Genomic DNA, 26238 nt, shown 5'->3' on the forward strand with positions numbered 1-26238 from the left:
GTCTCTGCAAAACCGCAAGGTGAAGTATAGGGGCTGACGCCTGCCCGGTGCTGGAAGGTTAAGAGGAGAGGTTAGCGCAAGCGAAGCTTCGAATTGAAGCCCCAGTAAACGGCGGCCGTAACTATAACGGTCCTAAGGTAGCGAAATTCCTTGTCGGGTAAGTTCCGACCCGCACGAAAGGCGTAACGATCTGGGCACTGTCTCAACGAGAGACTCGGTGAAATTATAGTACCTGTGAAGATGCAGGTTACCCGCGACAGGACGGAAAGACCCCGTGGAGCTTTACTGTAGCTTGATATTGAATTCCGATGCAACCTGTACAGGATAGGTAGGAGCCTTAGATTCCGGAGCGCTAGCTTCGGAGGAGGCGTTGGTGGGATACTACCCTGGTTGTATTGGACTTCTAACCCATGCCCCTTATCGGGGCAGGAGACAGTGTCAGGTGGGCAGTTTGACTGGGGCGGTCGCCTCCTAAAGAGTAACGGAGGCGCCCAAAGGTTCCCTCAGAATGGTTGGACATCATTCGTAGAGTGCAAAGGCATAAGGGAGCTTGACTGCGAGACCTACAAGTCGAGCAGGGTCGAAAGACGGGCTTAGTGATCCGGTGGTTCCGCATGGAAGGGCCATCGCTCAACGGATAAAAGCTACCCCGGGGATAACAGGCTTATCTCCCCCAAGAGTCCACATCGACGGGGAGGTTTGGCACCTCGATGTCGGCTCATCGCATCCTGGGGCTGTAGTCGGTCCCAAGGGTTGGGCTGTTCGCCCATTAAAGCGGTACGCGAGCTGGGTTCAGAACGTCGTGAGACAGTTCGGTCCCTATCCGTCGCGGGCGCAGGAAATTTGAGAAGAGCTGTCCTTAGTACGAGAGGACCGGGATGGACATACCGCTGGTGTACCAGTTGTCTTGCCAAAGGCATCGCTGGGTAGCTACGTATGGACGGGATAAATGCTGAAAGCATCTAAGCATGAAGCCCCCTTCGAGATGAGATTTCCCATTACGCAAGTAAGTAAGATCCCTCAAAGAAGATGAGGTTGATAGGTCCGGGGTGTAAGCGCGGCGACGTGTGTAGCTGACGGATACTAATTGATCGAGGACTTAACCTATTAAATGAAGAGGTATGATTGACCTCGATTCGTCGGAAGAATTTAACGATTCTTCCAAAAAAAAATGTCTGTTTTATCCAGTTTTGAACGAACAAGCAACGTTCATAAAAATAATGCTTGTAATTTTAGAATCACTTGATATAATGAGTAATGTCCTTGAAAAAGAACATTCAGGTCTGGTGGCAATAGCGAAGAGGTCACACCCGTTCCCATCTCGAACACGGTAGTTAAGCTCTTCAGCGCCGATGGTAGTTGGGGGTTTCCCCCTGCAAGAGTAGGACGTTGCCAGGCACTAAAGAAGTCATTACCTTTAATGGTAGTGGCTTTTTTTGTATTCAATTATGAGTTGTATTTAAGCAAACAACTTTCCCCAAACCTCGCAATGGGCTAACCTCACAACACCGCCCATAAATTTGCAACTAGTAGTTCACACCTAAACAAAAGGTTTTACTAGGGACTAAGAAAAGTCATTACCTTCAATAATTCTATTCAATCAGATTAACCTTAATAGCATTTAGATTGAGATGTTTTCCTTGTAGTTTAGTACGTACTACATTCAGAATATGTATAATACGATATAGGTGGAATGGGAAGGGGAGCTATCGATGATGAAGATACTTGTTGTAGACGATGACTCGAATATTTTAGAACTCGTAAGCATTCAGTTGGGTCAAGCGGGTTATACAGTACAAAAAGCGGCTAATGGTTTTCAAGCAATGGAACTTTTGGAAGAAGAGTTGCCCGATTTAGCGGTTGTGGACGTAATGATGCCGGGTATGGACGGCTATACGCTAACAAGGAAGATTAGGGCGTACGCAGATATCCCGGTTCTATTATTAACCGCGAAAGGTGAGCTTGAGGATAAGGAAAAAGGATTTCTTGCGGGTTCTGATGATTATGTCGTAAAACCTTTTGAGCCAAAAGAGTTACTTTATCGAATCAATGCAATCCTAAGAAGATATGATAAAGCGGTTGATATTTTTATTCAAGCGGGTCCTTTAAAAATTAATCGGCAAAGCTACGAGGTGTCTGTTGGAAAGAAAGTGCTTCTTCTACCTTTAAAAGAATTTGAATTACTTTCGGTACTGGCATCGAAGGTGAACACGGTTTTTACGAGGGATATGCTCATTGAACGTGTATGGGGATATGATTACGAAGGCGATGAGCAAACGTTGAATGTACATATTAAAAGGGTGCGTGGAAAACTGGAAAACCTAACTGGTGAGGTGACAATCGCAACTGTGCGAGGGGTTGGTTACAAATTAGAGGTCGCATCAATATGAGGTCGCTTTACGGGAAGTTTATTGGATTTACGATTGCCATTATGTTAATAAGTGCGCTGGTAGCGTTTCTTGTTGTGAATACATATTACCATCAGCAATTGAAGGGGCAAAATGATGAGAAGAATATGCTCATCGCAGAAAGTATTGCTTCTTTTATCGAATCGACTGAGGACTTAGATCTTGAAAAGTATTTAGAAACACAATCTTCTGTAGGGTATAAGCTGTATGTTGTAGATGAACAAAGGAAGTCCACGATGTATGGGAAATCGTTTCGTATTGAGAACCTTAAGCAGGATTCGATAAATCAAGTGCTCGAGGGGGACACCTACCATGGGATGAAAGAATTGCCGGGTGAAACATTTGTAACTGGATTCTTTTCAGATGAATTAGCGAATACGGTGGGGGTTCCTTTTGAATATAAGGGAGAATCTTATGCACTATTTTTACGCCCGGATATAAAATTACTTTTTACAGAAGTACATTATATTCTAGGTGGAATGGTACTTGTTATGGGTATCTTTAGCTTACTTTCTATGTTAATTCTTGCGAAGAAATTAATTGACCCCATTACAAAACTGACTGAAGCAGCAAAAGAGGTTGGTAATGAACAATTCTTTGGAACCCTAGACATTAATAGGAAGGATGAAATTGGACAATTAGCTAAGAGTTTTCAAACTATGGTGCATAAACTTGATGAAAATGATCGAATCCGTAAAGAATTTATAAGTGATGTATCGCATGATTTCCAATCCCCACTACTAAATATTAAAGGGTATGCAGAACTATTGATGGATAACGACCTCGCCGAACAAGAACGAAATAGCTATGCAAAAGTTATACAAACCGAAACAGAGCGTTTATCTTCACTAACAAAGCAACTGCTCTTGTTAACGTCACTTGATCAGTTGACAGCTCCTTTGGAAATAAAACTATTTCCTTTGGATGTTCAACTGAAGGAAATTATTCGTAGAAATAGATGGTTGCTTGAGGAAAAGGGAATGTCTTTATCGATGGATATTGATGAGGTGGAGTTTAGAGGTGATCCAGCATTTCTTGAAAAAGTGTGGGAGAATATTCTATCCAATGCATTAAAGTATACAGAAAATGATGGATTAATTGATATTGAGCTTGTGAAAGAAAAGGGCCAAGCAGTGGTGAGCTTTAGAGATAATGGTATTGGAATAGAAGATAATGAGCTTACTCGTATTTTTGATCGTTTTTACCGAGCTGACGACTCCAGAACGCAGGAGATTGGTGGGACTGGCCTAGGTTTATCAATTGTTCAACAGGTGGTGAGACTCCACGGTGGAACGATTGAAGTGACCAGTAACAAAGGAGCTGGAACAACATTTGTCGTTAAACTTCCCACAATGTAATCTCTAGTTAATGTTGTGTTCATATTGGACGTTTATAATAGGGGTATAGCTTAAAAAACATAGGGGGAATTCAATATGCAAGAAAAATGGAGTATTCGACTCATTCGTATAGCAGCATTATTTGGTTTACTTGGAACAGTTTTGGGATCACATATGGCGGGATCGGGTTCATATGCATTTAAACCAATTCACGCTCATATTTTACTAGTTGGTTGGTTGTCTGTGTTTTCGTGGGGTGTATTCTATCGTATTTATAAAGTACGGGCAATCAAACTTGTTGCAGTTCAAGGGTGGACGGCAATCATCGGGTCAATTGGTCTTACTGGAGGAATGTGGCTTCAGTTTTTGAAACCATTTGATGTGAATCCAACAGTTTCACTAATTCTGTATATCGTGGGAGGAACAATTCTCTTAATCAGTTTTGCCCTGTTTGCGGTTATTACGTTTTTAATCGAAAAAGATGGAAAGCAATAGTGTTTCGACCAGTCTTGATACCTTCAATATTAATACTGCTTAGGAAATTGAGTTTTGGACGAAACAAATAAAATGTATTATAGAAGAGACTTAAACAATAAAAATATTGTTTAAGTCTCTTTTATGGAATAAAGGACAATCGAATTTCGATGGATATGCATATAAAGAATTACCTCCGTGTTGATCACTTATTTAGCCGTTTCTTTAAATTGAATGTTCATCACTTTTTCAGTTTCGGTGGAATACTCAATTCTTACAAAGACACCAAATTCATGATCACCGTCTCTTAACCAAAGTTTAAACTTTTCAATTACAGAGTGTTCCTTTATTTCATAAAGATCTAGGCTGGCGGAAACTCGTGACTTCAGTCGTGAGAGGTGCCAGCCTGCACTTCCTTTCTTTAGCTTATTTGAACGAGAAGAGTACTTGCTTTCCCGACCACTCCCAACCTTTTAAAACTTGCACTTTTGTGTATGCTCGTACCATCTATTTTCCGTAAATCAAAGTAGCCTGTTTTTCGTCGTCCAAACACGATGCATTCAATTCCTTCATAAATAACCTTGTCGAACAGCTGGAAACCTTTGACGAATCGTTCGGCTTTGTTGGCTTTGCGATAGCCACCTTTCGCAATAGTCATCTTGTGTAGTTGGCGATTATTTTTTCGTACTTGTCTAAACGAATACGTGTTTTTAGATGGGGTGGCAACGGGATTCCCACTGATGCACCGGGCATCAACCACATGACTTTTTTTCAAGCCGTGACGAATACGTGTGTTTTTTGTTTGGAATCCATAAGTTAACCGGGCGTGTGGATACAGCTCTTTTACCTTGCGGTGAATAAACCATCGCATCACGGTCATTTGAGTTGCATCACGAAAAGAAGCGCTTTTACGAGTAAATAGATGCTCTTTTCCTTCTTTATGGATTTGATTGTGACAGGTTTCACAGAGCGTCAACAGATTATCTGGTCCGTCCCCGCCTGTTTTACGGCTTTCGATGTGATGGACATTCAAAATCATGTCTTTTGTTTTGCCTTTACAGTGCTGACACAAATGCTTATCACGGAAGAAGACATATTCCCGGACGTTCCAGAAGCCCAACTGGTCTCCTTTTTGATATAAGTCACCGGAAATGTCGGGATTCTTTATTTTCTGAATATCGAATTGTGCAACTTCAATGATTACGTTCGTAATCGGAAGAATTTTATGCACTTTCGTGATCATCTTTGCGTGCATATCCACTTTATTTTGAACGGATGGGGCGAGCCATCCTTTATCTTTCTTACGATTTAGGAATCGAGGTTTCCGGTAGCGAGTTTTTCGATTACGTCTGGCTCTACGTAAGGATCTACGAGTGGCCAACAGTTCCTGAATATCGGTGCGCAGCCTAACTTCACCTTCGAATAACACCCGGTCTTCCGTTGTTGCCGAAACCCCAATATGTTTCGTTCCAGCATCCACACCGAGTGAAACAGGCTGAGTATACCTGCTGGATCCATATTTCAATTGAATCGTAAACGGTGTTCGTTGAATCACGTTCGCTTTTCCTTGTTCCAGCAACTTTCGCGCTTTCTGTGGTTTACAAGGCATCAGCGGTTGTCCGTGTTTGTTCAGTACGTAAACGAGCATGTCGTTTCCCTCCTTCGAGTTGGTTACTCTTCGCCAATGTTGTAAATGCTTGTTCGGCATGCAACACCGCTCCTTTCCCTCAGAGCTTTTAATCACACGCGACAGGGCATAGAACTAGAGTGGGCATTCTATGGTGTCATGACACAAACAACGTAGTCAATGAAGACTTAGGCTAGTCAATCAAGGCTTTTACAAGCCTGCGATTTCAATCGCGGGTAATTGACTACCTTCGTGCAAGTAATCAATAATGTTTGCATGTGGATACTTCAATTGTGTTTCTTTTACAGCAAGTCTTCCCCATTTCGCGTAGGCAGGTATTTCCAATTGCGCAATTTCAAGTGCGGGGAGATCTATCGGCACGGAGTTTGACGTCATAAAGATGCCAAGTACAATAAATGTTTTATGCAAAACTAACCTCATCTCCTTTGATATAGGATGAGTAGTTTACATGAAATCATTCAAAATAGATGTGAATCCTTTTTATAGATTTCTTAAAAGATTAAAACTCAAATTCTAATTTGCCGTCGACGAGTGTTAATTTTGCATCAAACTTTTTTCCTGCATTTGAGGTAAATCCTTTAATTACATTTGTTTTTCCATTCGTACAAAGAAGCTCGACTTGTTTCGCTGTAAGCTTCTTTTCTAAAAAGATAGATGGGAATGTTTGTTTACAACCAGCTGCGTAGGCACTGCATCCGTAAAACTTTTTACGATCAACGATAACACCAGTTTTGCATTTTGGACACGCAGCAACATCACCATCTCGCTTAGGGCGCGGAGTCCCTGCACTGTTCATAACTATATTCTGTGAGCTCAGTTGTTTTGGTACCTCTTCTAATAATTTGAAAATAAACTTTGAAATGTTTCCGAGAAAATGTTCTGGTGTTCCTTCTCCGGTACCGATTTTACGCAAATAAGTTTCCCATTTGGCAGTCATGGAAGGACTCGCAAGAAGGTTCCCCTCGATTGCCTGACAGAGCACTCGTCCTTTATCCGTAATGGAAACAATGTTCTTCTTCACTTGAATATAATCATGTCTCTTAATCGTTTCGATAATCCCACTTCGTGTTGCCTCTGTGCCAAGTCCTTCAATTTCTTTTAGTATATCGGTCTCTTCTTTATCCACAACGAGTTTTCCACAGGTCTTCATCATTGCGATAAGTTGGCCTTCCGTATACGGTTTCGGTGGCATTGTTTTTCCTTCTTTAATACCGATATTGCTTTGTACCGGCTCATTTTGATGAAGTGGCGGTAATGCTGGGTCGTCCTTCTCGGCTTCTTTTTCCGAACGAGAAAACAATGCTTTCCAACCTTTGTCCCGTTCTGTTTTCCCTGTTGTGAAAAAAGGGAGTCCATTTACATCGGTCGTTACTTTTGTTTCCGTATATAGATAGTCTGTATGGAACATAGCAAGTGTCGTCCGAACAACTTCATCGTATAAGTTCCGCTCGTCAGTAGACAATCCGGCTAATACTGCTTGTGAAGGGATTTTCTTCGTCGGAATGATTGCGTAATGCTCTTGCACTTTTGAACTGTCTACATAGCGCTTTTTCGGAGCAAGAGATGTAACGGGAAAGGATTGACCGACTACCTTCTGATAATCTTCAACTTGTTCCGCAAGATAAGCAAATTCACTTGGTGTAATATGGCGAGAATCGGTTCTTGGATAGGTGACAATTTTCTTTTCGTACAATCCTTGCATAATTTTTAAAACGTTCGCAGGACTCGTTTTCCACAACCGGTTTGCTTTCGCTTGCAATGTCGATAAAGAATGAAGTTGGGGAGGCGGCGTGCGTTTTTCGACATGTTTCACAGATGCAATAATGCCTGGTGATTTCGGACTTAGTTCATGTTTTCTAAGAAGGGCAACAATCACATCTTTGTTTTGATCCTTCGCTTTCGCTTTTCCTTTATACTGCCCATGTTCTGCTGTAAAGGTCGCTTCAATTTCGAAAAAAGGTTCAGAAACAAAATCATCAATATCTTTTTGTCTTTGATAAATCAGGTAAACGGTTGGTGATTGTACGCGTCCTATTGAAAAAACATCTCGCAGCCCACGCTTTTGAAGTAACAGTGTATAGAGACGTGAGCCGTTCATTCCAACAAGCCAGTCGCTGATTTGACGGGCTTTTGCTTCCTCATACATCAAAAGATCCCTGCGGTTGTCTTGAAGATTAGAAAACCCTTTCCGTACTTCATCTACTTCGAGCGAATTAATCCACAACCGTTTAATCGTCTGGTTTTTCGCACCCGTTTGATAATAAATACTGTAAAAGATGTTAGATCCTTCACGGTCCACGTCGCAACCGTTAATAACAGTATCGGTCCCTTTAATTAGCTTTTTTATGATGTTAAACTGTTTGCTTTTTCCTTTAGCAACTTGGAATTCGTACCGCACTGGCAAAATTGGCAAACTATCAAGGGACCATTTCGTCCATTTCGGGTCATATGCTTTCGGTTCTTTAAGTTCGACAAGATGGCCAATACCCCATGTAATATATGCACCAACTGGAAAAATAGGTGAAGGCAAAATCTCCAAATAACCCTCATGCCGCTTAACTTTAAAAGCATCCGCATATGCTTTTCCTTGGCTCGGTTTTTCAGCTAAAATGACTGGTTTCATGATAGCACCTCTTTTCTTTTTGCGATGAAACGTTAGTTCTTGTATTTATATTATCGCATAAGTGAGGGAGGTTATCTAATGTGCGAGTGGGGCTCGTAGTTATGATTCAATCATGAAAGTTTAAATAAACATGTTTTTTAACATTAATGTGATTGTTTGGGTGACTGTGGCACCTTTTACGAGCTGATTTGACGAAATATTTAAAACTATGGTATATATTACGATGATAGGTTACTATGGAAGTATTATTTCTTGTGAAAGGAGGATAATGGTTGCATGGAATTGAACGAGGCACTACTACTTCTGATGACCCACTTACTACCAATTTTATTTTTGACATATATGGCAACGGATATATTTCTTCGTAATAAAAGAAAAACGGAACACATTTTACTAAGCCTTATTGCTGTTTGCTTTTTATTACTATTTGTGGAAGAGTACTTGAGAAATCAGGTTTCGATAGAGAATAGTCCTATTCTTTCTGCCCTTTGGCTAAATAGTGTAGGTTCTATTATCCCTGGATTATGCTTTCATTTTCTTATAAAATTTACAGGTCTTTATACCAAGTGGCCTCGTTTTCTGTATCCGTATATCTTTTATGTACCTCTGATTTTTGTTATCTTAAATATTTTCACTGGTGCTAAATTGATTTATACACAAGACTTTTTTGAAGTGGGGATGTGGAAATATCCAATCTATAATAAGAACTATTACATAGCCATGACCGTTGGTACTATCATAGATTTTCTTTACTTAATCCCTTTATCGATTGCAAAATCCAGGGCGAAAATTGAAGAACAACGGGCAATCTACCACCAACTGATAGTCGGGGTTTGTGTAGCGATTATTTTAAATATTGTATTGGGCTATTTTCAATACGAAAACACGCTACCGCCCTATCCCTATATATACGCCGGAATCGTTTGGTGTTATTTCCTACGCCGGATAATGAAACAACATGATTTTCTTAATTTGTACGATAAACGTTATGAAAAATTATTTCGTTTAAATCCAAACGCTATTTTGCTTCTTGACTTTAAAGGAATTATTCATGATGCAAATCCTGCAGCAACAAAATTGCTTGATAATTTGAATCTACGACAAGAGCAATTATTTTCTTTACTAGACGATATGTTAAAGGAACAGCTTTTAAGTGAAAAAGAAATTAAAGATTATGCTCTGAGTATTTCAAATAATGATGTCCAATTTTTATTGCTCGTCAATGCAGATTATATATTGGTGGACAATCAGATGCATATTCTTTTAATCCTCCAGGACGTGACGTTACAAAAACAATATCAAAGGGAAATCGAATTTATCGCTTACCATGATGCCTTAACGCGCTTACCAAATCGTCGGTCGTTTACTATACAACTAGAAGCAGCGATGGAAATATGTCGAAATGAACAGCAAACACTTACATTACTTTTAATAGATATCGATAATTTCAAATCTTTAAATGATACATATGGTCACCAAGTAGGGGATGAACTGCTTCAAGTTACCGCACAAATATTGCAAGATGCGGTGAAGGATACAGGAGATGTTGCACGATTAGGCGGGGATGAATTTGTCCTTTTCCTACGAGATGTATATTCCAAACAGCTAACGAATCAGTTTATCGAACAATTACAAGCAACATTTTCACAACATATTACAACAACCCATCCTGATTTACCTATCTCGCTTAGCATTGGTATTAGTCAATTTCCTGAAGATGGAAAGGATGAACAAACACTTATGCATCATGCTGACCAAGCCATGTATGCCGCAAAGCGAAGTTGTAAATTGGAGGTTACCAGCAAAAGGGGAATACACGAGTAGCTTACCGAATGGGAAATACATTCAGTAGGCTATTTTTGTTTGGATGTCTGTGGTCAAGCCCCATTTTCACGGGGCTTGACCACACTCAGCGCTTCACTTAATCTCAAGTATAATCTTACCGATATTGCGATTCTCTTCCATATGTAAATGAGCTTTTCTAACCATTTCTAAAGGAAATGTAGTGTCAATAACAGGTATTATATTTTTTTGTTCAAAATAAGGTGTTACTTTTTCGGCAAATTCTTTAGTTAAAAGAGCTTTGTATTCATCACTTCTTGGGGTTAGTAATGTCCCTGTTAATTGAATACACTTTGACATCAAATTAAATAAGTTTACCTTTTCTAGTTCATTTCCACCAAGTATTCCGATAAGAACCCATCGTCCTTCATTCTTTATACTTGCTAAGTTTTTCTCCCAATAATCAGCACCAATAAAGTCTAAAATCAAATCTACACCTTTGCCGTTTGTTGCTTTTAGAACCTCTTCATCAAATGACTGCTCCTTGTAATTTATAAGGACGTCAGCTCCAAGTTTTTGGCAAGAATCGAGTTTTCTTTTAGAACCAGCGGTAACAATAACCTTTGCATTACAAAGCTTTTTTGCTAATTGAATTGCTGCTGTTCCAACTCCGCTTGCACCTGCATGAATTAATACGGTTTCCTGTTTTTGAAGTTTACCTATCCAAAATAATGTTTGATAGGCAGTTAGGAACACTTCAGGAATAGCTGCAGCTTCTTCAATCGATAAAGACTTGGGAATTTTCATCGCTCGATCGGCTGGCATGACAGCAAACTTGGCGTAACCACCACCATTAACCAGCCCCATCACTCTATCTCCAACAGAAAAGGAACTATCACCATTTACTTCAACAACTGTTCCGGCAATTTCTACGCCTAAAATAGGATTTTCAGCATACCCTACTTTCCCTTCACGGGTTATAATATCTGTACGATTTACCGCTGCTGCATGAACACTTATAAGCAATTCACCTTCTTTTGGTTGGGGGATAGCAACTTCAACAAGCTCCAGTTGCTCTGGACCACCTGGTTTCTTTACAATTATAGCTTTCATAAATACCCCTCCTTTTAAAAATACCCTTAGAAAAATTTAAGGGAAAAAGCTTCGCACCATTTTTATAGACGGTGCAACTTAATGTTGCTATGATAATCCGTCATATCAAGTATCAAACCTGAACCCCTCCAAATTTTATGTGAAGCATTGGTCATCTAAGAACCTTTTATATGATCGACTATTTTTCGTTAAAAGCCAAGCACATAAATAGTCCGTTTTCCTTGTCTGGTTAGGATTAATCCACATTTAATCCAAGATTGAATTTTACTTGGCCACAGTTATCCACATAATAGTATTACCGGTTTCATGGTAGCACCTCTTTCACTGTTAAGGTAGAAACGTTAGTTCTACTATTATCGCATAAAAGTGGGATGTTTTCTAATTTGATTTGCTTAGAGAGAGGAAGTGCATAATTACCTATCGTTCGACTTAATTTAATGATCTACATTATTTTTATCATAATTTGGTGATGTACTAGAGTGTATTAATATGCGGTCTAATACTTTTTCAGTGAGTGGCATAAAGTAATTAAGTATTAGCCTCCCTAAACAAACGGTTAATAAAATCCCAACGCCAATTAATCCATTGAAAATCAGTGCTATTATCAAGAATACGAGGTAAATGAATGTTCTCGAAAAAAACATAGTTGTTTTGGTTAATTCTTGTATGATTAATGTTAATCGGTCAACTGGAATCGGTGCAAAGTTTGTGTGTAAATATGTTGCAGTTCCCAATCCAATCATAACTAAGCCGATTCCAAAACAAATAACTTTGCTGTACCATAGTTCAGGTGTTATCAAACTTTGTAATAAAAAAAGCCACATATCAATCCCAATCCCCGTAATAAATGCTGTTAACAACCCCAAAATTTCTGTTTTTGTCTTTTTAAAAGTGAGTTACAACATATCAATATTAAAGCTATTATTACTTCCCAACTTCCCACAGAAGCCCCACATTTATGGACAGTCCTACCAAAAGTGCATCAAAAGGTGAAGTTCCAAGGCCTGATTGTATAGTGAAAGAAATACCAAGCGTTAATATTAAAATTCCTAATACATAAAAAACATATTTCACTTTACTCGACCTCTTTTCGTTTTTTTTATTGCAAATACAACAAATTTAAGTTAAATTTAATGTATAACCTTTTTATTGCATTTGCAACAAAAATACAAGCAAAGGAGTTAATTATGAAAGAAATTCTTCGTGAAATTGGAATGATAGCAAGGGCATTGGATTCTATAAGTAATATAGAATTTAAAGAATACAACCTTACAAAAGGGCAATACCTGTACATTGTGCGAATATGTGAAAATCCGGGAATCATTCAAGAAAAGTTAGCTGAGATGATAAAAGTAGATCGAACAACAGCAGCCCGTGCTATAAAAAAGCTTGAAATGAATGGATTTATTGAAAAGAAGGGTGATGAACATAACAAAAAAATAAAAAAACTCTTTCCAACAGACAAAGGGAAACATGTATATCCTTTTATAAAAAGTGAAAATGACCATTCGAATAGTGTTGCATTAGAGGGTTTTTCTGAAAGAGAAGTAGAGAACATTTTTCATCTTCTACAAAGAGTTAGAAAAAATATTGAAGTTGACTGGGAATTTGTGAAAAAGGGAAACAAGAGAGAGTACTAATTATATATAAAGGGGGCCATTAAAATGACTATAAAAATAAAAAAGTGTAACCGTGAAGATTTAGAGATACTTCAAGAAATAAGTATTGAAACATTCAACGATACATTTAAAGATCAGAATTCACCTGAAAACATGAAAGCTTATTTAGAAGGAGCATTTGATTACAGCCAATGAAATGTACCACCTATGACATCTTTATTACCATTGAATGACAAGGAATTTACCAGCAAGTGACAAGCTATTTACCATACGCATATCTCCTTTATAATTAATGGGCACACCTTATGGTGTGACACTAATTGTATAGGGGGTATTTTTGTATGATTCAATATCGTAAGATTTTGGAATTACATGACGAAGGTATCAGTCTTAGAGGCATCGCTTCTAGTACAGGTAATTCCCGTCAAAAAGTAACTGAGGCCATTCAATTGGCTGAAAAGAAAGGGATAGTATGTCCACTTGATGAAGAAATGACAGATCTTTGGATTGAAGACTTTCTCTTTCCAGAAAAGTCCTTAGAAGCCTCGGGACGACAGATTATGGATTTTGAATATCTTCATAAGGAACTGGCGAAACCAAATGTGACACTATCACTTCTCCATTATGAATATGAAGCGAAAAGTCGAGCCGATAAAAAGATTCCGTATTCTTATAGAAGCTTTTTACGGCATTATAGTCGTTATGCAGAGAAATATAAAGCGACATTACGGATTCGTAGAAAACCAGGTGAGATTATGGAGGTTGATTGGGCAGGGTCAACAGCTTTTATTATTGATCGAGATACGGGGGAAAAAATCAAAGCCTATATTTTTGTTGCGACGCTTCCATGTAGCCAAATATCGTACGCAGAAGCAACGCTTTCAATGGATCTGCAATCATGGATCACCGTTCATAATAATGCGTATGAATATTTTGGAGGTGTTACGCAGATAGTAGTACCGGATAATCTTAAGGCTAGTGTAACAAAGCATACTTTTACAGAATTAATATTAAATCCTACTTACAGAGAGATGGCTGACTATTACAATACTATTGTCATGCCGGCGCGTGTTCGTACTCCTAAAGATAAGGCCAGTGTTGAAGGCTCTGTTGGAGTTATTTCTACATGGATTATTGCGGCATTAAGAAACCTTCATTGTTTTAATATTGACGAGTTGAATGAAGAGGTATTGAGGAAGCTAAATGAGTTTAATCAGCGGCCTTTTACTCGCAAAAAAGGTTCTAGATTTTCAGCATTTGAAGAAGAGGAGAAATTTGCACTTTCTCCCCTTCCAGCTAGCCCTTACAAAATGTCTGAATGGAAATCGGCAAAAGTACGTCCTGATTATCACATTTCTACTGAAAGTATGTTTTATTCTGTTCCATATGAATATATCAGTAAACAAGTTGAAATCAGACTTTCAGACAATCTCGTTGAGATTTATTTTAATCATATGCGAATTGCATCTCATAAACGATTATATGGTAGATTTGGTCAGTTATCTACCGTCCGTGATCATATGCCGGATAATCATAAGCTATTTGTAGACCAAACTCCTGAAGCCGCAATTGAATGGGCAGAAGAGATTGGGTCATCGACCCTAGTTGTCATTCGATATATTCTAGATACTTATAAAACTGAGAAACAAGCGTTACAATCTATTTTTTCGTTAAAGAAATCCGAACGGAGTTACACAAAGTATGAAATTGAACGTGCATGTAAAATGGTCATTTTCATTACAAAAAGACCATCTATCAAGAGTATTCAAACGACTTTGAAAAACAATAAGAAAAATGATGCTGAACAGGAATTAAAACGTAATACGGAAAGCAACAAAAATAATTATGGCTTCACACGCGGGGCAGCCTACTATGGAGGGAAGACACATGATGAATGAGCAGACATTAACAAAGTTGCATGAGATGAAATTAAGTGGAATGGCTGAAGCATATAAAGAGCAGTCTGGAAATAAAGATTTTCAAAAGATGGATTTTGAGGACCGACTTTCGTTACTCGTTGATTTAGAGTTTTCACGCCGTAGGAGCAACAAACTCCAGCGATTGATTCATTCAGCAACCTTCTTAGATTCAAAAGCTTGTATTGAAGATATAGAATACTATGAGGATCGTAAGTTAGATAAAGAATACATTCTTAGACTAGCAAGTGGTACCTATATTGCGGACAATCATAATATCATTCTCAAAGGCCCAACCGGTTCCGGAAAGTCATTCCTAGCTTCAGCATTCGGTGTAGCTGCTTGTCGACAATCCTATAAAGTGAAATATATTCGGTTACCAGAATTGTTGGATGAATTAACACTCGCCAAATTAACAGCGGATGGAAGTTATCGTAAACTGATTAAAAAATACACAAAAGCAGACCTACTTATATTGGATGAATGGCTACTTACAGATCTTTCAACAGATGAAGCCACAATCTTATTAGAAATCACAGAATCACGTCACAAGTCAGCCTCTACAATCTTCTGTTCACAGATTGATCCAAGTGGATGGCATTTGGGTTTGGGCAATGAGACGATTGCGGAAGCAATCTTGGATAGAATCATACACGACTCTTATCAAATTATGATTGATGGAAAAATTTCTATGCGTGAACGTCATGGATTAGGATCAGAACAATAATCTATCATACCGATGGGCAGAAATATCTAGGTTAACGAGCTTTCAAGAACGCATAACATAGTGCTCCAACATGCCAAAAACGGTCTGTTGGAGCAATATATGTATTGGTAAACAGTTTGGCGGGATGTGGTAAAATCCCTGTCACTCGATGGTAAATAAGATGGCACGACTGGTACATTTCGATGGCCGTAATCAGCATTTAACCCTAACCAGCTGGAAAATGAATTATCCAATATATCATCAGAATTCTTTTTACTTTATTTTAATGACGAACTTGCTGGATATTTAAAGATAAATATGAATGATACTCAATCTGAAAAAATGGGTAATGCGTCGCTTGAAATAGAGCGAATTTATATAAAGAATAAATTTCAAAAACATGGCATTGGTAAATATCTACTCAATAAAGCTATAGAAGTTGCGATGGAACGTAATAAAAAGAAAATCTGGCTAGGTGTATGGGAAAGAAATGAAAATGCTATTGCTTTTTATAATAAAATGGGGTTTGTTCACACTGACTCACACTCTTTTTATATGGGTGATGAAGAACAAATTGATTTAATAATGACCAAAACACAAATATAACTTTTTCTGAAAGGTGGATTACTATGTACATCCCTAAGCATTTTAAAGTCACAGACTTTGATGAAATCAGAGACTTTATTCAAACGAACTCTTTTGGAACGCTTGTGACAACAAAACAAGGAACACCAATTGCGACTCATTTACCTATGGGGTTAAATATGCAAGGCGACGATTACTATATTACTGGACATATGGCTTATGCGAATCCTCAATGGAAAACGTTCGAGGTTGAAAATGAAAATGTGCTTGTGATGTTTCAAGGTCCGCATGCTTACGTCTCATCAACTTGGTATAAAAATGAAAATGTACCAACATGGAATTACCAAGCTGTCCATATATATGGAACAGCTAGTATTATGAGTGAACAAGAGCTAGAAGAAGACCTTAGATTACTATTACAAAAATACGAACATCGTCGGGAGAATGCAGCATTATGGGAAAATCTTTCTCCGCAAACTAAAAAACAAATAAAAGGTATTGTTGGATTTAAGATTAGAGTACAAGAAATTCAAGCCGCCGATAAAATAAGCCAAAATCGTAATGAAGAAGACTATCATAACATCGTTAATAAACTCTTTGAAGAAAAGGATTTAAATTCTGAGCAAATGGCACAATTGATGGAGAGGAAGCTGAAAAAGGACAAATAAGTATTAAATCTCGTTCTTAGATGAAGTTGTCAAGACGCATCCTTAAATGATAAATAATTTCTCCATAAGGAAAAGGTAGAGGAACCCGAAATGTCCGTCTGTTTTTTTTATGAGATATTAAGATTAAGACTATATATATATTGTACTCATGATTCTGGGTTCAATCTAGCGAAAGCGCCTTACAAGGGTGAGGCTAACCCAGTGCAGATGGAGAGAGGAAGTTCACTCTCTCTTTAGCACCAAAGCGATATCATGTGATGCTTTTAGTATAAATAGCAAAACATAAGAAAGTCTTAAGCGAATTCTTAAGTATACCTTAAGTTTTCAACCTATATCCCATGACCCAAATCGTTTCGATATACTCTTCATTATTACAGAGAAGTGCTCTATCATTTTGCGTTTGCCGGACTGATTTCCGACGAGAAACGACGATGGTGTGAACGGTACCAATGATGAAACAAAATGAAAATCAGTACCAGGTCTACAGTATCACCCCCGTAATACATCAACATGGCACCAGCTCTGGCTTGCTCGAGTACAACACCTTCTGGTGGATAAGCGTAGATGTATTTTGAAAGGATTCCATGGCCGGCAAGTGTGATAATGAAAACAACAGTTCTGTAGACATAACCATACCGACGGGAAACCGGATCAGTATAAAGTATGGAAATGGTAAATAAGTACCCTGCCGCGAATACATGAATATGGACTAGGACATAAAGCAGAAGATTGTCATGCATCTCAACGAATAAATCCGTCGTGTACAATACCCATAATCCACCGATATTTAAAACGGATGTTACTATCGGTTGCGTAAAGAAGCTGACAAGACGATTTTTCAATATTTTACTCACTTTTCTTGCCGCACGTACATTCAAAGATCTTAGAAGCAAAGTGACTGGTGCCCCTAAAGCCATAAGAAGGGGACCTAGCATGCCGAGCAACAAATGGCCGATCATATGATAGGTGAAATTATCATGAGATATCTTTGCAAGTGGACCGACAACAGCTGTTGAAGCGATAAAAACGCCAAGAATCCAAAAGAAAGTTTTGTGATTTGACCATTTTCGAAGACGGCTGGATCGATTGTTTCTTAGGACTGCTCCCAAGTATGAAATGAGTGCTACAACTGCAGATATGCCGAATAACAAGTCTGTCGCCGTAATTTGAAAAAAAGCTTCATGATGCAAGGGTAATTTCTCCTTTCAGTTCACGCTGTTCACGTTTCGCATGGACAATTAAAAAGATCCCAAACCCGATCATAATGGCAGCTGAAATGTTCCAAACTACGTCATATGGAAAAATATCGACACCGTATCGAATCTGATGAATCCTCATAACCTTATGTTGGATTGTTCCATCATAAAGTTGGAATGCACCTCCTCCTACTAACTTTCCACCCCACCACATTTTATGCCACAACGCATTCAACCGCCTGAGATCAGCAACAAGATAGAGTGCACCAACCGTTGCAAACCAACTGAACGCATGAAAAAGACCATCGGAAATTAATCCCACAGCGACGGTCGATTTATCGTAAAACTTGTGCCAATGTAATAATTGGTGGAAGAGTGCCTCATCCAAGAAAGCAACAAAGCCAAGGCCAAAAAGAATACCGGACCATAAATTTTTCTTGAGAAACTTCTCTCGATTCAACAGTTGCTTATGGTGCTTCAAATCTTTCTTCATATTATCTTCCTCACATTCCGCTCTGGTTTTTTTGAAATACGTTCATGCAGTATTGCCCCATGTATGCGTCAGTAAACCATGAAACTAGAGGTGTCTGTGGTTGAAGTAACTTTAATTTACCTTTCGATGAAAAGTGGTATCGTTTTTATACTTGATATACTTTCTATACTAATGTATGCTTAAAATAATAGTTGGAGGTGATTGTTATTAAAGTATGTCCCTATTTAGAATCCTGCTTCGAAATCCTGGGAAGACGTTGGAATGGACTGATTATTCATTATTTATCGAATTGTCCTGGGTTTACCGCTCAATTTTCACATATGAAGCGCGATTTAAATGATATTACACCCCGTTCACTATCTTTAAAATTAACCGAACTTGCGGAACACGGCTTGATCGTAAAAAAAGTGACAGCAGGAACTCCGATTACAATCACGTATCATCTGACTGAAAAGGGGCAACAATTAGCTATCGCTCTAAAACCTGTTCATGAATGGGCACAAAAACATATCGACATTGAAATAGTAAACTAACTTAATGTAAAGGGGAATGTAAATGGAAACGAAAAATGACATGATTTGTGATTTAGAAACAGGTGTCTGTGGACCGGCAGGTGGAGAAGATACGAATACAATGGAATTCATTGATTTCTCAGCGCCGAAAAACACAGTTGAACTTTATTATGTAACCGATCCAATCTGTTCGCATTGCTGGGCATTAGAACCGGTTCTTCGAAAGTTTGTAAAACAATACGGGAACTATTTCAATATGCATACGCTTATGGGAGGATTGCTTGAAAACTGGGACGGCTTCGCAGATGTAAGCAATGGTATTTCCAGTCCCGCAGATGTTGCAGGTCACTGGAGAGAAGTTGGTGAACACTCGCGTATGCCAATCGATGGAACAGTTTGGTACGATGACCCAATCGCGTCGTCTTTTATCCCTTCTCGAGTATATAAAGTAATTCAAGAAAAAAATCCTGAGCTCGCAAACACATTTTTACGTTATGCACGAGAAGAACTGTTCGCTTTTAATAAAAACATTGCACATGACGAACTTTTGATTGACCTTGTCAACCGAGTTGGACTTAACGGAGAAGAAATCGTTAGTCAATCAAAACTCCCAGAAGCAAACACTTTATTACAGGAAGATTTTAAACGCGTCCGTGAATTAGGTGTGCGCGGATTCCCTACAATTGTCATGGTGAATAAGGAACAAAAAGGGGTTCGCATTGTAGGTGCAAAAACGTTAGAGGAATACACGAATGCACTTCAACAATTACTACCAGAAGATGCGTTAAAGCCAGAGCGACTTACTGATTTAGATCAATTGCTTCAACAGGAAAAGTTATTATTCTCACGAGAAATTGAAGAATATTATTCGATCGAAAAAGATGTATTCGAAGCATTTCTAGGGAAAGAATTACCGCAAGATGCGTACGAGGTTAAGAGCATCCTTGGTGAAAAATACGTTCAGGTAAAATAATAATAACAAAATCGACTTCCTTATGGGGAGTCGATTTTGTGATATACCACAAAAGTGGGATAATTATATTAAGGCCTTAGACGAAAGGATGTTTTTATTAATGAAAAAGAAAATATTCGGCGTTCATGATGAGAATACGTTGCGCCAGTTTGAAAATTGTTTGAATACTGGGCAGGTAGCTGGGGGTGTTCTCTGCGCGGATGGTCATTATGGCTATAGCCAGCCCGTCGGTGGCGTTATCGTTTACGATGGTCAAATTTCTCCTTCTGGCGTTGGTTATGATATCGCTTGTGGAAATAAGGCTGTACGAACAAATTTAAAGTGGAAGGATATCGAGAAAAGTCTTCCGCTTCTAATGAATGAAATTGCTTCAACAATTTCATTTGGTATCGGACGTAAAAACCCAGAAAAAGTGGATCATGAATTGTTTGATGATCCGGATTGGCTCGTTTATCAAGAAATTGGCAAACAGGAACATGACAAGCTAAAAAAATTAGCGAAGGATCAGTTAGGAACAGTTGGAGGCGGGAATCATTATGTGGATGTCTTGGTCGAACAAAAGACGGGTGACGTATGGATAGCCAATCACTTTGGCAGCAGAGGTTTCGGTCATAGAACAGCGAGCGGTTTTTTGAACTTGGCAAATGGACGAAAGTTTTCCGAACGTGCACCAGGTGAAAGCATGGACCAAGCACCTACATTGATTGATTTGGATAGTGAATTAGGAGACCTATACTTCCGTGCTATGGAGATGAGTGGAAAGTTCGCGTATGCTGGGAGAAATTATGTAATGGATAGAGTGTTATCCATAATGGGTGCAACTTCTGATTTTGAAGTGCATAATCATCATAACTATGCGTGGAAAGAGACTCACTTTGGCAAGGAATACACTGTCGTCAGAAAAGGAGCAACCCCTTCAGCTCCAGGTCAAATGGGCTTTATTGGCGGAAGTATGGGTGACATTTCTGTAATTGTTCAAGGTAAAGATAATGAAGAGAATGCAGAATCCTTCTATAGTACAGTACACGGTGCAGGTAGAATAATGAGCCGAACACAAGCGGCGGGAAAGATGAATTGGAAAACCCGTAACAGACGAGGCGGGGAGATTACTCAGGAACGGATGGACAAAGCAATTCTAGAGTACGGTGTGGAATTACGTGGCGGTGGGACAGACGAGAGTCCATTTGTCTATCGGAAGTTACAAGATGTGCTGGATGCGCATGAAGACACGATTGACGTCCTACATGTGTTGAAACCAGTTGGAGTCTGTATGGCGGGCGCAAATGAGTTTGATCCATATAAAGATTAAAAGTCTCATGACCTGCCAATTGATGATGTTTTAAGCCCAACTATTAATTAATCAAATAATATAGAAGGTATTTCACGGCTTCTTTCATCAGTTTTATAAGTAAGTACATTTATCTTCATGTCCAAAATCAGGGCAACCCCGGTCTAGAAATAGAATAGGTTTGTTCTGGTTTTAAATTAAGGTGGAATTTTTTAAATAAGCGGCTTACTACCCGCCAATAGGATGCTCTTTCTTGACTTTAAAGGGAATTTGAACTATAATTCCAATAATTCCGAAAGAAATAGATTCTGTGTTTTGGAAAATAATGAACTACTTCTATTTAAAAATAAGTATTTTAAAAGATGGTGATAGTGTTAACGAAACAATTGCTGGAAATAAATATAAACAGTTGTATTGACGTGTTATTCAAACTTAGTTTTTCTAGTAGTAGGACGATATTCTTGTTTAAGAAAGATTGATTTAATTATTAAAGCATGAAATAGGTTGTATAAAATACTAATGATATGGGTTGGTGGATTTTATGAAGATATTAGTAACTGAAATGATGTGGAACGACGGAATTGAAAAACTAAAGCAAATGGGATATCAGGTAGATTATGATTTGGAGTTATCTAGAAAGAGAGAAGAACTTCTTGGTTTATTACCAAATTATGATGCTGTAATTGTTCGAAATGAAACAAAAGTAGATACAGAGTTTTTGGATGCTGCAAAAAAGGCTCAGGTGATTGGGCGTCTTGGTGTAGGCTTGGATAATATTGATATAAAGCAAGCAGCAGAACGGGGCATTCCAGTTATATCAGCTAGAAATGCAAATGCAACTTCGGTAGCAGAGTATGTACTAGCTTGTATGTTAGATGCTTCAAGACCAATTAGACAAGCAGATGTAGATGTTAAAAAAGGAAACTGGAACAGAAAACTCTTTACAGGTACAGAGTTAAATGGTCGCGTGCTTGGGTTAATTGGAATGGGAGAAATTTCGCACCGAGTGGCCAAAAGAGCACTAGCATTTGGCATGGAAGTAGTAGGATATGATCCATTTGTTGCTCCATTCGATCATGTTGTTCAGGAAACAGGAATCAAACAAGTACACGAGCTTGGAGAATTGTTAAAGCACTCGGACTTCATCTCATTACATATTCCATTAACAAAAGACACGAGACATTTAATTAATAAAGAAGCTTTTTCAATTATGAAGCCAGAAGCCTATATTATAAACTCAGCACGTGGTGGCATCGTTTCAGAAGAAGATGTGATTGAAGCTGTGAAAGATAAACAGATTGCTGGTGCGTACTTGGATGTACTTGAATCTGAGCCAATTACAGATAGTTCACGTTTTGCAGAATCTGAAAATGTTATAATAACTCCACATATCGCAGGATCGACAGATGAAGCTCAGTCACGTACAGCGATGCTAATTGCCGAAGAAATAGATAAAGTATTAAACGGTCAAAAGTCATTGTGCCGAGTGAATTAATTACGCACCTGTAGCAGAGTACATTCGTGAATAAAACTCATAAATATATAAAAAATGTAACTCCTTTCCAGAATGTAAAAGGGGGTTACATTTTTTTGTTTCCTTGTTATCCCATCAACTACAAGAAGTATGGGTCAGTAGTATTAGAGAAATGTTGTGTATAATGTTCACTGATCCATAGATTATTATATATAGAATAACTAAGAATTTAGATTCAATTTAAAAACAGACTATTACATTTACATTACATTGTAATCAAACCGTAAGATACCGCTGCAATCCCTTCCGGCACAAGGGATTGTAGCTTGAAGTTAAGGTCCTGGTATTATTTACCTCAATGAGCATGCGGTTTTGTATGTTAAGCTCTGCTGAGAGACAAAATAAGAGTTTACCAGGAGGTTCATATGAAAAAGTATTTGATAACATTAGCAATCGCAATTGGTTTCAGTTCTTTAGGAATGGCCCCTTCAGCAATTCAGCCGATAAAGGCTTCGGCAGCTACAGTTACTGTTCAAAATAATCAACAGGCGGTCGAGGCAAAGGCCGATGAAATTGCTAACTTTGCTAAGAGTATAATAGGTAAGGCGACATACGGTTCTAATTATAGTTTTACTGCTCCATATCAATTTAAATGTGCATCGTTTATGTGGTTTATTTTCGACAAAAACGGTGTAGATCTTGGTAGTAAAACGGAAGATAAGATGGTGAAGTTAGGGACGCATGTTCCAAAAAGTCAATTACAAAAAGGTGATTTGGTCTTTTTTAGACAGAAAACTACAGGAACAGATCCGGACCATATGGGGATGTATATAGGAGATAATAAAATTATTCATATGGCAGACTCAAGACAAAATATCATCATTTCTGATTTAGATGGAAAGTCGTATTATAAAGACTACTACATGACTGCACGAAGAGTTTTGCCAACTTTACTTCCTGCAAACACAACAAAGCCGACTACACCGGTGAAAGCACCAGCAGCAAGTGACACATCAGCTGATAAAGCTGTAAGTCTTGCTTCAAGTCTCATCGGTAAAGCAAAATTTGGCTATGTGCATGATGAAAAGACGTTAACATTTACAGGAGCGGGCTTTACATATTACATTTACGGAAAACAAGGCATTGATTTAAAATCTAAGCTGGCAAGCCGTCAGGCACTTTTAGGCAAAGCGGTACAAAAATCCAACTTGCAAAAAGGAGACCTCATTTTATTCTCTTTGGATAATAGTGGTTCGAAAATTACGCAAACAGGAATCTATATAGGTGGAAATCAGTATATTTCACTTGTTGCGAACGGTAGTACGGTGAAATTAAGCTTAAATTCAACTTGGGCAAAGAAAAACTATGTAACAGCCCGACGTGTTCTTTAAATTCCTGATGGGAAAGCTTTTTTATCAATAATAATCCACTTAAGAAGCATTAGCTGCGATATCGCAGCTAATGCTTCTTTTTTCGTACAAATAAATTTCAAGTTATCTAGTAGCAACGATACAAATTAGCTTCTAAATTGGATTACTAAGTATTCCTATGAACTGTAGTATGTTTGAACTTTAATTGAAGGCTTATACACAAGTAAATGCTCATGTTCAACATAGTATATAGTTAGCAAGCGAATTGGAGGAATCAAAAAATGAAGCCAATATCAGTGAAAAATATTCGACAATGTGTGAATGGACAATTAATGCAAGGGTCAGATGACTTTTTAGTTAACGATATTATTTATCATTATCAGAAGATGGGGCCAAACAAGCTACTTTTCTTAAAGCAAAAATGGCAAATTGATTGGGAGAAAATCGCTCAGTCAGCACCTTGTGTAGTCGTAACAGATATAGCGTATGATCGATTAAAAAGTATTGAAAATTGTACCATTATTAAAGTTCAGGATATCGAAAAGGCATTTTGGAGGTTCGTTAACTTTTATAGGAACCAATTTTCTATTCCCGTTGTTTCAATAACAGGGACAAGCGGAAAAACGACCACGAAGGATATGATTAAACATATCCTTGCTCTTGACCGTAATGTCACTGGTACCAAAACATCAGCAAACTCAAGGACCCATCATCTAACCTATTTGCTATCTATTGATAAAAACACAAATGCTGCAGTGTTTGAATCGGCCGTAGGGAGTCCGGGAGATGTGCTGACCGCTTCCCGATACTTTAAGCCAACGATTGGTATTATTACAAATATAGGCGTTACCCATCTTGATGGGTGCAAAACCCTGGAAGCTTATCATCAAGCAAAAGCGGAAATGGTTCAAGCAGTAGGGAAAAAAGGCACTCTCATCATTAATGCTGACGATGAGAATACAAAAAGAATTGGATTAAAAGATTTTCAAGGAAAAGTGCTAACTTTTGGTATAACTCATCGCGCAGACTTTAGAGCAACTAATGTTCAATACGGTAATAACGGAATGCAGTTTGTACTGAAATTTAGAAAGAAAATGTATCCCGCCTTTGTGCCCGGTTATGGGCAGCATCAAGTTCTTAATGCACTGGCTGCTTTTGCAGCAGTATATAAAATGGGAATTAGCATGGCAGAAGTAGTAAACCGGATTGAGTCTTTTCGCAACTTACCCTCTCATCTTGAATGTAGCATAGGAATGGGCGGTTGTATCATTGTTGATGATACTTGGAATTCAAATCCTATTTCTCTAAAGGCTGCATTTCAGGCATTGAATGGGATATCACGGGGGAGAAAAAGGATTGCCCTTATAGGCGATATTAATGCTTTAGGTGAACTAAGCCTTGATCTTCATCGTCAAGTAGGTAAGATGATTGCGGAAAATGGAGTAGACGTATTGATAACAGTTGGTTCATTGGCAGCCGAGATGGGAAAACAAGCCCAAAAGGACGGACTAAATGGTGAAGTCTACTCTTTTCCTGACATCAAAGGTGTTTTGTTATTTTTAGAGAAGATATTGGATGAGAATAGTATATTGCTTATCAAATGTTCCGCAAAGAATCATTCTATTATTAAACTGAAAACCAGGTTAAAACGTCGCAGGACTAACTGAGTTGCTATCTGGTCCCGATAAAAAGATCAGTCCTTCAACGGTATAATACAATGGGGGACTGGCTCACTTGGCTGTTACATATAACGTCCTTTCCCAGCCACAATTCTTGACCATTGATAATCATACTCAGAATTAGGATTATGTGGGATGGTGCATGGTTCGATTAGTCCAGTTTTTTCTTGATCTTTACTAACGTAACCATGAAAATCAAAAAGTACGATTGAGTTACATGTTTTTATTAGTTTAACAATTGCTAGCGTGGGGGGGGGAGAACATAGGACGAGTATTCACTTAAGTCCTTTTGGCCTTCAATCTATAAAACATGGAGAGGTCTGAGACATAATTCCTCTTTCATTTTGAATAATTTAATATATTATTCGTTTTAA

21 protein-coding genes, 2 rRNA genes and 3 pseudogenes (1 of these 26 only partly in view) are annotated in these 26238 nt (G+C 38.4%); 18 read left to right on the forward strand and 8 right to left on the reverse strand.

What is annotated here, in order from left to right; all coding sequences use genetic code 11:
- The 5 genes from ACP8HH_RS00210 to ACP8HH_RS00230 form a co-directional block, all read left to right on the forward strand.
- Positions 1–1107, forward strand: a 23S ribosomal RNA gene (locus tag ACP8HH_RS00210); it begins 1849 nt to the left of the window's first position.
- A gap of 175 nt (positions 1108–1282) precedes the next feature.
- Positions 1283–1398: ribosomal RNA gene (gene rrf / locus ACP8HH_RS00215) — 5S ribosomal RNA — on the forward strand.
- A 317-nt stretch (positions 1399–1715) separates the two neighbouring features.
- On the forward strand, positions 1716–2390 hold the full coding sequence (locus tag ACP8HH_RS00220; RefSeq protein WP_438318926.1) for a response regulator transcription factor: 675 nt from the start codon (positions 1716–1718) through the stop codon (positions 2388–2390).
- Positions 2387–3766, forward strand: coding sequence for an ATP-binding protein (locus ACP8HH_RS00225; RefSeq protein WP_438314215.1), 1380 nt, complete (start codon positions 2387–2389; stop codon positions 3764–3766). The genes ACP8HH_RS00220 and ACP8HH_RS00225 overlap by 4 nt, the downstream gene beginning before the upstream one ends.
- A 75-nt stretch (positions 3767–3841) precedes the next feature.
- The gene (locus tag ACP8HH_RS00230; protein ID WP_438314218.1) at positions 3842–4240 is read left to right on the forward strand and encodes a hypothetical protein; all 399 of its coding nucleotides are present in this window, start codon (positions 3842–3844) and stop codon (positions 4238–4240) included.
- A 188-nt stretch (positions 4241–4428) separates the two neighbouring features.
- On the opposite strand, the gene ACP8HH_RS00235 is transcribed toward ACP8HH_RS00230, so the two are convergent.
- The 4 genes from ACP8HH_RS00235 to ACP8HH_RS00250 form a co-directional block, all read right to left on the reverse strand.
- Positions 4429–4608: a DUF3889 domain-containing protein gene (locus ACP8HH_RS00235; RefSeq protein WP_438318929.1), complete on the reverse strand. Its 180-nt coding sequence runs from the start codon at positions 4606–4608 to the stop codon at positions 4429–4431.
- Positions 4609–4640: 32 nt separating this feature from the next.
- Entirely contained in the window at positions 4641–5867 is a 1227-nt protein-coding gene (gene iscB / locus ACP8HH_RS00240; RefSeq protein WP_438314221.1) for an RNA-guided endonuclease IscB, read from the reverse strand.
- A gap of 189 nt (positions 5868–6056) precedes the next feature.
- Complete coding sequence (locus ACP8HH_RS00245) at positions 6057–6275, reverse strand: DUF3889 domain-containing protein (protein WP_438314224.1); 219 nt, start codon at positions 6273–6275, stop codon at positions 6057–6059.
- A 91-nt stretch (positions 6276–6366) separates the two neighbouring features.
- Positions 6367–8490, reverse strand: a complete 2124-nt coding sequence (locus ACP8HH_RS00250) for a DNA topoisomerase 3 (RefSeq protein WP_438314226.1) — start codon at positions 8488–8490, stop codon at positions 6367–6369.
- A 276-nt stretch (positions 8491–8766) separates the two neighbouring features.
- Between ACP8HH_RS00250 and ACP8HH_RS00255 the strand changes: the two genes are divergently transcribed.
- Positions 8767–10314 (forward strand): sensor domain-containing diguanylate cyclase, encoded by a 1548-nt coding sequence (locus ACP8HH_RS00255; protein ID WP_438314228.1) that lies wholly within the window; start codon positions 8767–8769, stop codon positions 10312–10314.
- A 93-nt stretch (positions 10315–10407) separates the two neighbouring features.
- Here the strand turns inward: ACP8HH_RS00255 and ACP8HH_RS00260 are convergent, their stop codons facing one another.
- Together ACP8HH_RS00260 and ACP8HH_RS00265 are read right to left on the reverse strand one after the other, a co-directional pair.
- Complete coding sequence (locus ACP8HH_RS00260; RefSeq protein ID WP_438314231.1) at positions 10408–11385, reverse strand: NAD(P)H-quinone oxidoreductase; 978 nt, start codon at positions 11383–11385, stop codon at positions 10408–10410.
- A 434-nt stretch (positions 11386–11819) separates the two neighbouring features.
- Positions 11820–12459 (reverse strand): annotated as a pseudogene (locus tag ACP8HH_RS00265) (YczE/YyaS/YitT family protein).
- Between the two features lie 113 nt (positions 12460–12572).
- Between ACP8HH_RS00265 and ACP8HH_RS00270 the strand changes: the two are divergent.
- From ACP8HH_RS00270 to ACP8HH_RS00295, 6 genes and pseudogenes are all read left to right on the forward strand, one after another.
- The gene (locus ACP8HH_RS00270) at positions 12573–13025 is read left to right on the forward strand and encodes a MarR family winged helix-turn-helix transcriptional regulator (RefSeq protein WP_438314234.1); all 453 of its coding nucleotides are present in this window, start codon (positions 12573–12575) and stop codon (positions 13023–13025) included.
- 24 nt (positions 13026–13049) lie between these two features.
- Positions 13050–13196 (forward strand): annotated as a pseudogene (locus tag ACP8HH_RS00275) (GNAT family N-acetyltransferase); the annotation flags it as partial.
- A gap of 149 nt (positions 13197–13345) precedes the next feature.
- Positions 13346–14902, forward strand: coding sequence for an IS21 family transposase (gene istA / locus ACP8HH_RS00280; RefSeq protein WP_438314236.1), 1557 nt, complete (start codon positions 13346–13348; stop codon positions 14900–14902).
- Positions 14892–15647, forward strand: coding sequence for an IS21-like element helper ATPase IstB (gene istB, locus ACP8HH_RS00285; protein ID WP_438314238.1), 756 nt, complete (start codon positions 14892–14894; stop codon positions 15645–15647). Before istA ends, istB begins: the two co-directional genes overlap by 11 nt.
- A 195-nt stretch (positions 15648–15842) precedes the next feature.
- Positions 15843–16232 (forward strand): annotated as a pseudogene (locus ACP8HH_RS00290) (GNAT family N-acetyltransferase); the annotation flags it as partial.
- 23 nt (positions 16233–16255) lie between these two features.
- Positions 16256–16879 carry an FMN-binding negative transcriptional regulator gene (locus ACP8HH_RS00295; protein WP_438314240.1) on the forward strand — a complete coding sequence of 208 codons (624 nt, stop codon included), beginning with the start codon at positions 16256–16258 and terminating at the stop codon, positions 16877–16879.
- 389 nt (positions 16880–17268) lie between these two features.
- Here the strand turns inward: ACP8HH_RS00295 and ACP8HH_RS00300 are convergent, their stop codons facing one another.
- Positions 17269–18069, reverse strand: a complete 801-nt coding sequence (locus tag ACP8HH_RS00300; RefSeq protein WP_438314243.1) for a cytochrome c oxidase assembly protein — start codon at positions 18067–18069, stop codon at positions 17269–17271.
- Positions 18059–18568 (reverse strand): DUF2243 domain-containing protein, encoded by a 510-nt coding sequence (locus tag ACP8HH_RS00305; RefSeq protein ID WP_438314246.1) that lies wholly within the window; start codon positions 18566–18568, stop codon positions 18059–18061. The genes ACP8HH_RS00300 and ACP8HH_RS00305 overlap by 11 nt, the downstream gene beginning before the upstream one ends.
- A gap of 206 nt (positions 18569–18774) precedes the next feature.
- Here ACP8HH_RS00305 and ACP8HH_RS00310 point away from each other — a divergent pair, with 206 nt between their 5' ends.
- The 6 genes from ACP8HH_RS00310 (at position 18775) to ACP8HH_RS00335 (ending at position 25852) form a co-directional block, all read left to right on the forward strand.
- Positions 18775–19101, forward strand: a complete 327-nt coding sequence (locus ACP8HH_RS00310; RefSeq protein ID WP_438318932.1) for a winged helix-turn-helix transcriptional regulator — start codon at positions 18775–18777, stop codon at positions 19099–19101.
- Between the two features lie 22 nt (positions 19102–19123).
- Positions 19124–20053 (forward strand): DsbA family protein, encoded by a 930-nt coding sequence (locus tag ACP8HH_RS00315; RefSeq protein ID WP_438314249.1) that lies wholly within the window; start codon positions 19124–19126, stop codon positions 20051–20053.
- Between the two features lie 100 nt (positions 20054–20153).
- The gene (locus ACP8HH_RS00320; RefSeq protein WP_438314252.1) at positions 20154–21362 is read left to right on the forward strand and encodes an RtcB family protein; all 1209 of its coding nucleotides are present in this window, start codon (positions 20154–20156) and stop codon (positions 21360–21362) included.
- Positions 21363–21882: 520 nt separating this feature from the next.
- The gene (locus tag ACP8HH_RS00325; protein WP_438314255.1) at positions 21883–22836 is read left to right on the forward strand and encodes a hydroxyacid dehydrogenase; all 954 of its coding nucleotides are present in this window, start codon (positions 21883–21885) and stop codon (positions 22834–22836) included.
- 404 nt (positions 22837–23240) lie between these two features.
- Entirely contained in the window at positions 23241–24206 is a 966-nt protein-coding gene (locus tag ACP8HH_RS00330; RefSeq protein ID WP_438314256.1) for a C40 family peptidase, read from the forward strand.
- Positions 24207–24466: 260 nt separating this feature from the next.
- Positions 24467–25852, forward strand: a complete 1386-nt coding sequence (locus ACP8HH_RS00335) for a UDP-N-acetylmuramoyl-tripeptide--D-alanyl-D-alanine ligase (RefSeq protein WP_438314258.1) — start codon at positions 24467–24469, stop codon at positions 25850–25852.
- The last annotated feature ends 386 nt before the right edge of the window (positions 25853–26238 follow it).

Origin of the sequence: Sporosarcina sp. FA9 (genome assembly GCF_051550205.1) — a bacterium.
Taxonomy (GTDB): Bacteria; Bacillota; Bacilli; order Bacillales_A; family Planococcaceae; genus Sporosarcina.

What these genes read in the sequence shown, in the direction of transcription:
- ACP8HH_RS00325 (WP_438314255.1), top strand. Translation starts at nt 21,883, where the DNA reads ATGAAGATATTAGTAACTGAAATGATGTGGAACGACGGAATTGAAAAA.
- istA (WP_438314236.1), top strand. Translation starts at nt 13,346, where the DNA reads ATGATTCAATATCGTAAGATTTTGGAATTACATGACGAAGGTATCAGT.
- ACP8HH_RS00270 (WP_438314234.1), top strand. Translation starts at nt 12,573, where the DNA reads ATGAAAGAAATTCTTCGTGAAATTGGAATGATAGCAAGGGCATTGGAT.
- iscB (WP_438314221.1), bottom strand. Translation starts at nt 5,867, where the DNA reads ATGCTCGTTTACGTACTGAACAAACACGGACAACCGCTGATGCCTTGT.
- ACP8HH_RS00260 (WP_438314231.1), bottom strand. Translation starts at nt 11,385, where the DNA reads ATGAAAGCTATAATTGTAAAGAAACCAGGTGGTCCAGAGCAACTGGAG.
- ACP8HH_RS00250 (WP_438314226.1), bottom strand. Translation starts at nt 8,490, where the DNA reads ATGAAACCAGTCATTTTAGCTGAAAAACCGAGCCAAGGAAAAGCATAT.
- ACP8HH_RS00335 (WP_438314258.1), top strand. Translation starts at nt 24,467, where the DNA reads ATGAAGCCAATATCAGTGAAAAATATTCGACAATGTGTGAATGGACAA.
- ACP8HH_RS00220 (WP_438318926.1), top strand. Translation starts at nt 1,716, where the DNA reads ATGAAGATACTTGTTGTAGACGATGACTCGAATATTTTAGAACTCGTA.
- ACP8HH_RS00315 (WP_438314249.1), top strand. Translation starts at nt 19,124, where the DNA reads ATGGAAACGAAAAATGACATGATTTGTGATTTAGAAACAGGTGTCTGT.
- ACP8HH_RS00255 (WP_438314228.1), top strand. Translation starts at nt 8,767, where the DNA reads ATGGAATTGAACGAGGCACTACTACTTCTGATGACCCACTTACTACCA.
- ACP8HH_RS00295 (WP_438314240.1), top strand. Translation starts at nt 16,256, where the DNA reads ATGTACATCCCTAAGCATTTTAAAGTCACAGACTTTGATGAAATCAGA.
- ACP8HH_RS00320 (WP_438314252.1), top strand. Translation starts at nt 20,154, where the DNA reads ATGAAAAAGAAAATATTCGGCGTTCATGATGAGAATACGTTGCGCCAG.
- ACP8HH_RS00305 (WP_438314246.1), bottom strand. Translation starts at nt 18,568, where the DNA reads ATGAAGAAAGATTTGAAGCACCATAAGCAACTGTTGAATCGAGAGAAG.
- istB (WP_438314238.1), top strand. Translation starts at nt 14,892, where the DNA reads ATGATGAATGAGCAGACATTAACAAAGTTGCATGAGATGAAATTAAGT.
- ACP8HH_RS00330 (WP_438314256.1), top strand. Translation starts at nt 23,241, where the DNA reads ATGAAAAAGTATTTGATAACATTAGCAATCGCAATTGGTTTCAGTTCT.
- ACP8HH_RS00230 (WP_438314218.1), top strand. Translation starts at nt 3,842, where the DNA reads ATGCAAGAAAAATGGAGTATTCGACTCATTCGTATAGCAGCATTATTT.
- ACP8HH_RS00225 (WP_438314215.1), top strand. Translation starts at nt 2,387, where the DNA reads ATGAGGTCGCTTTACGGGAAGTTTATTGGATTTACGATTGCCATTATG.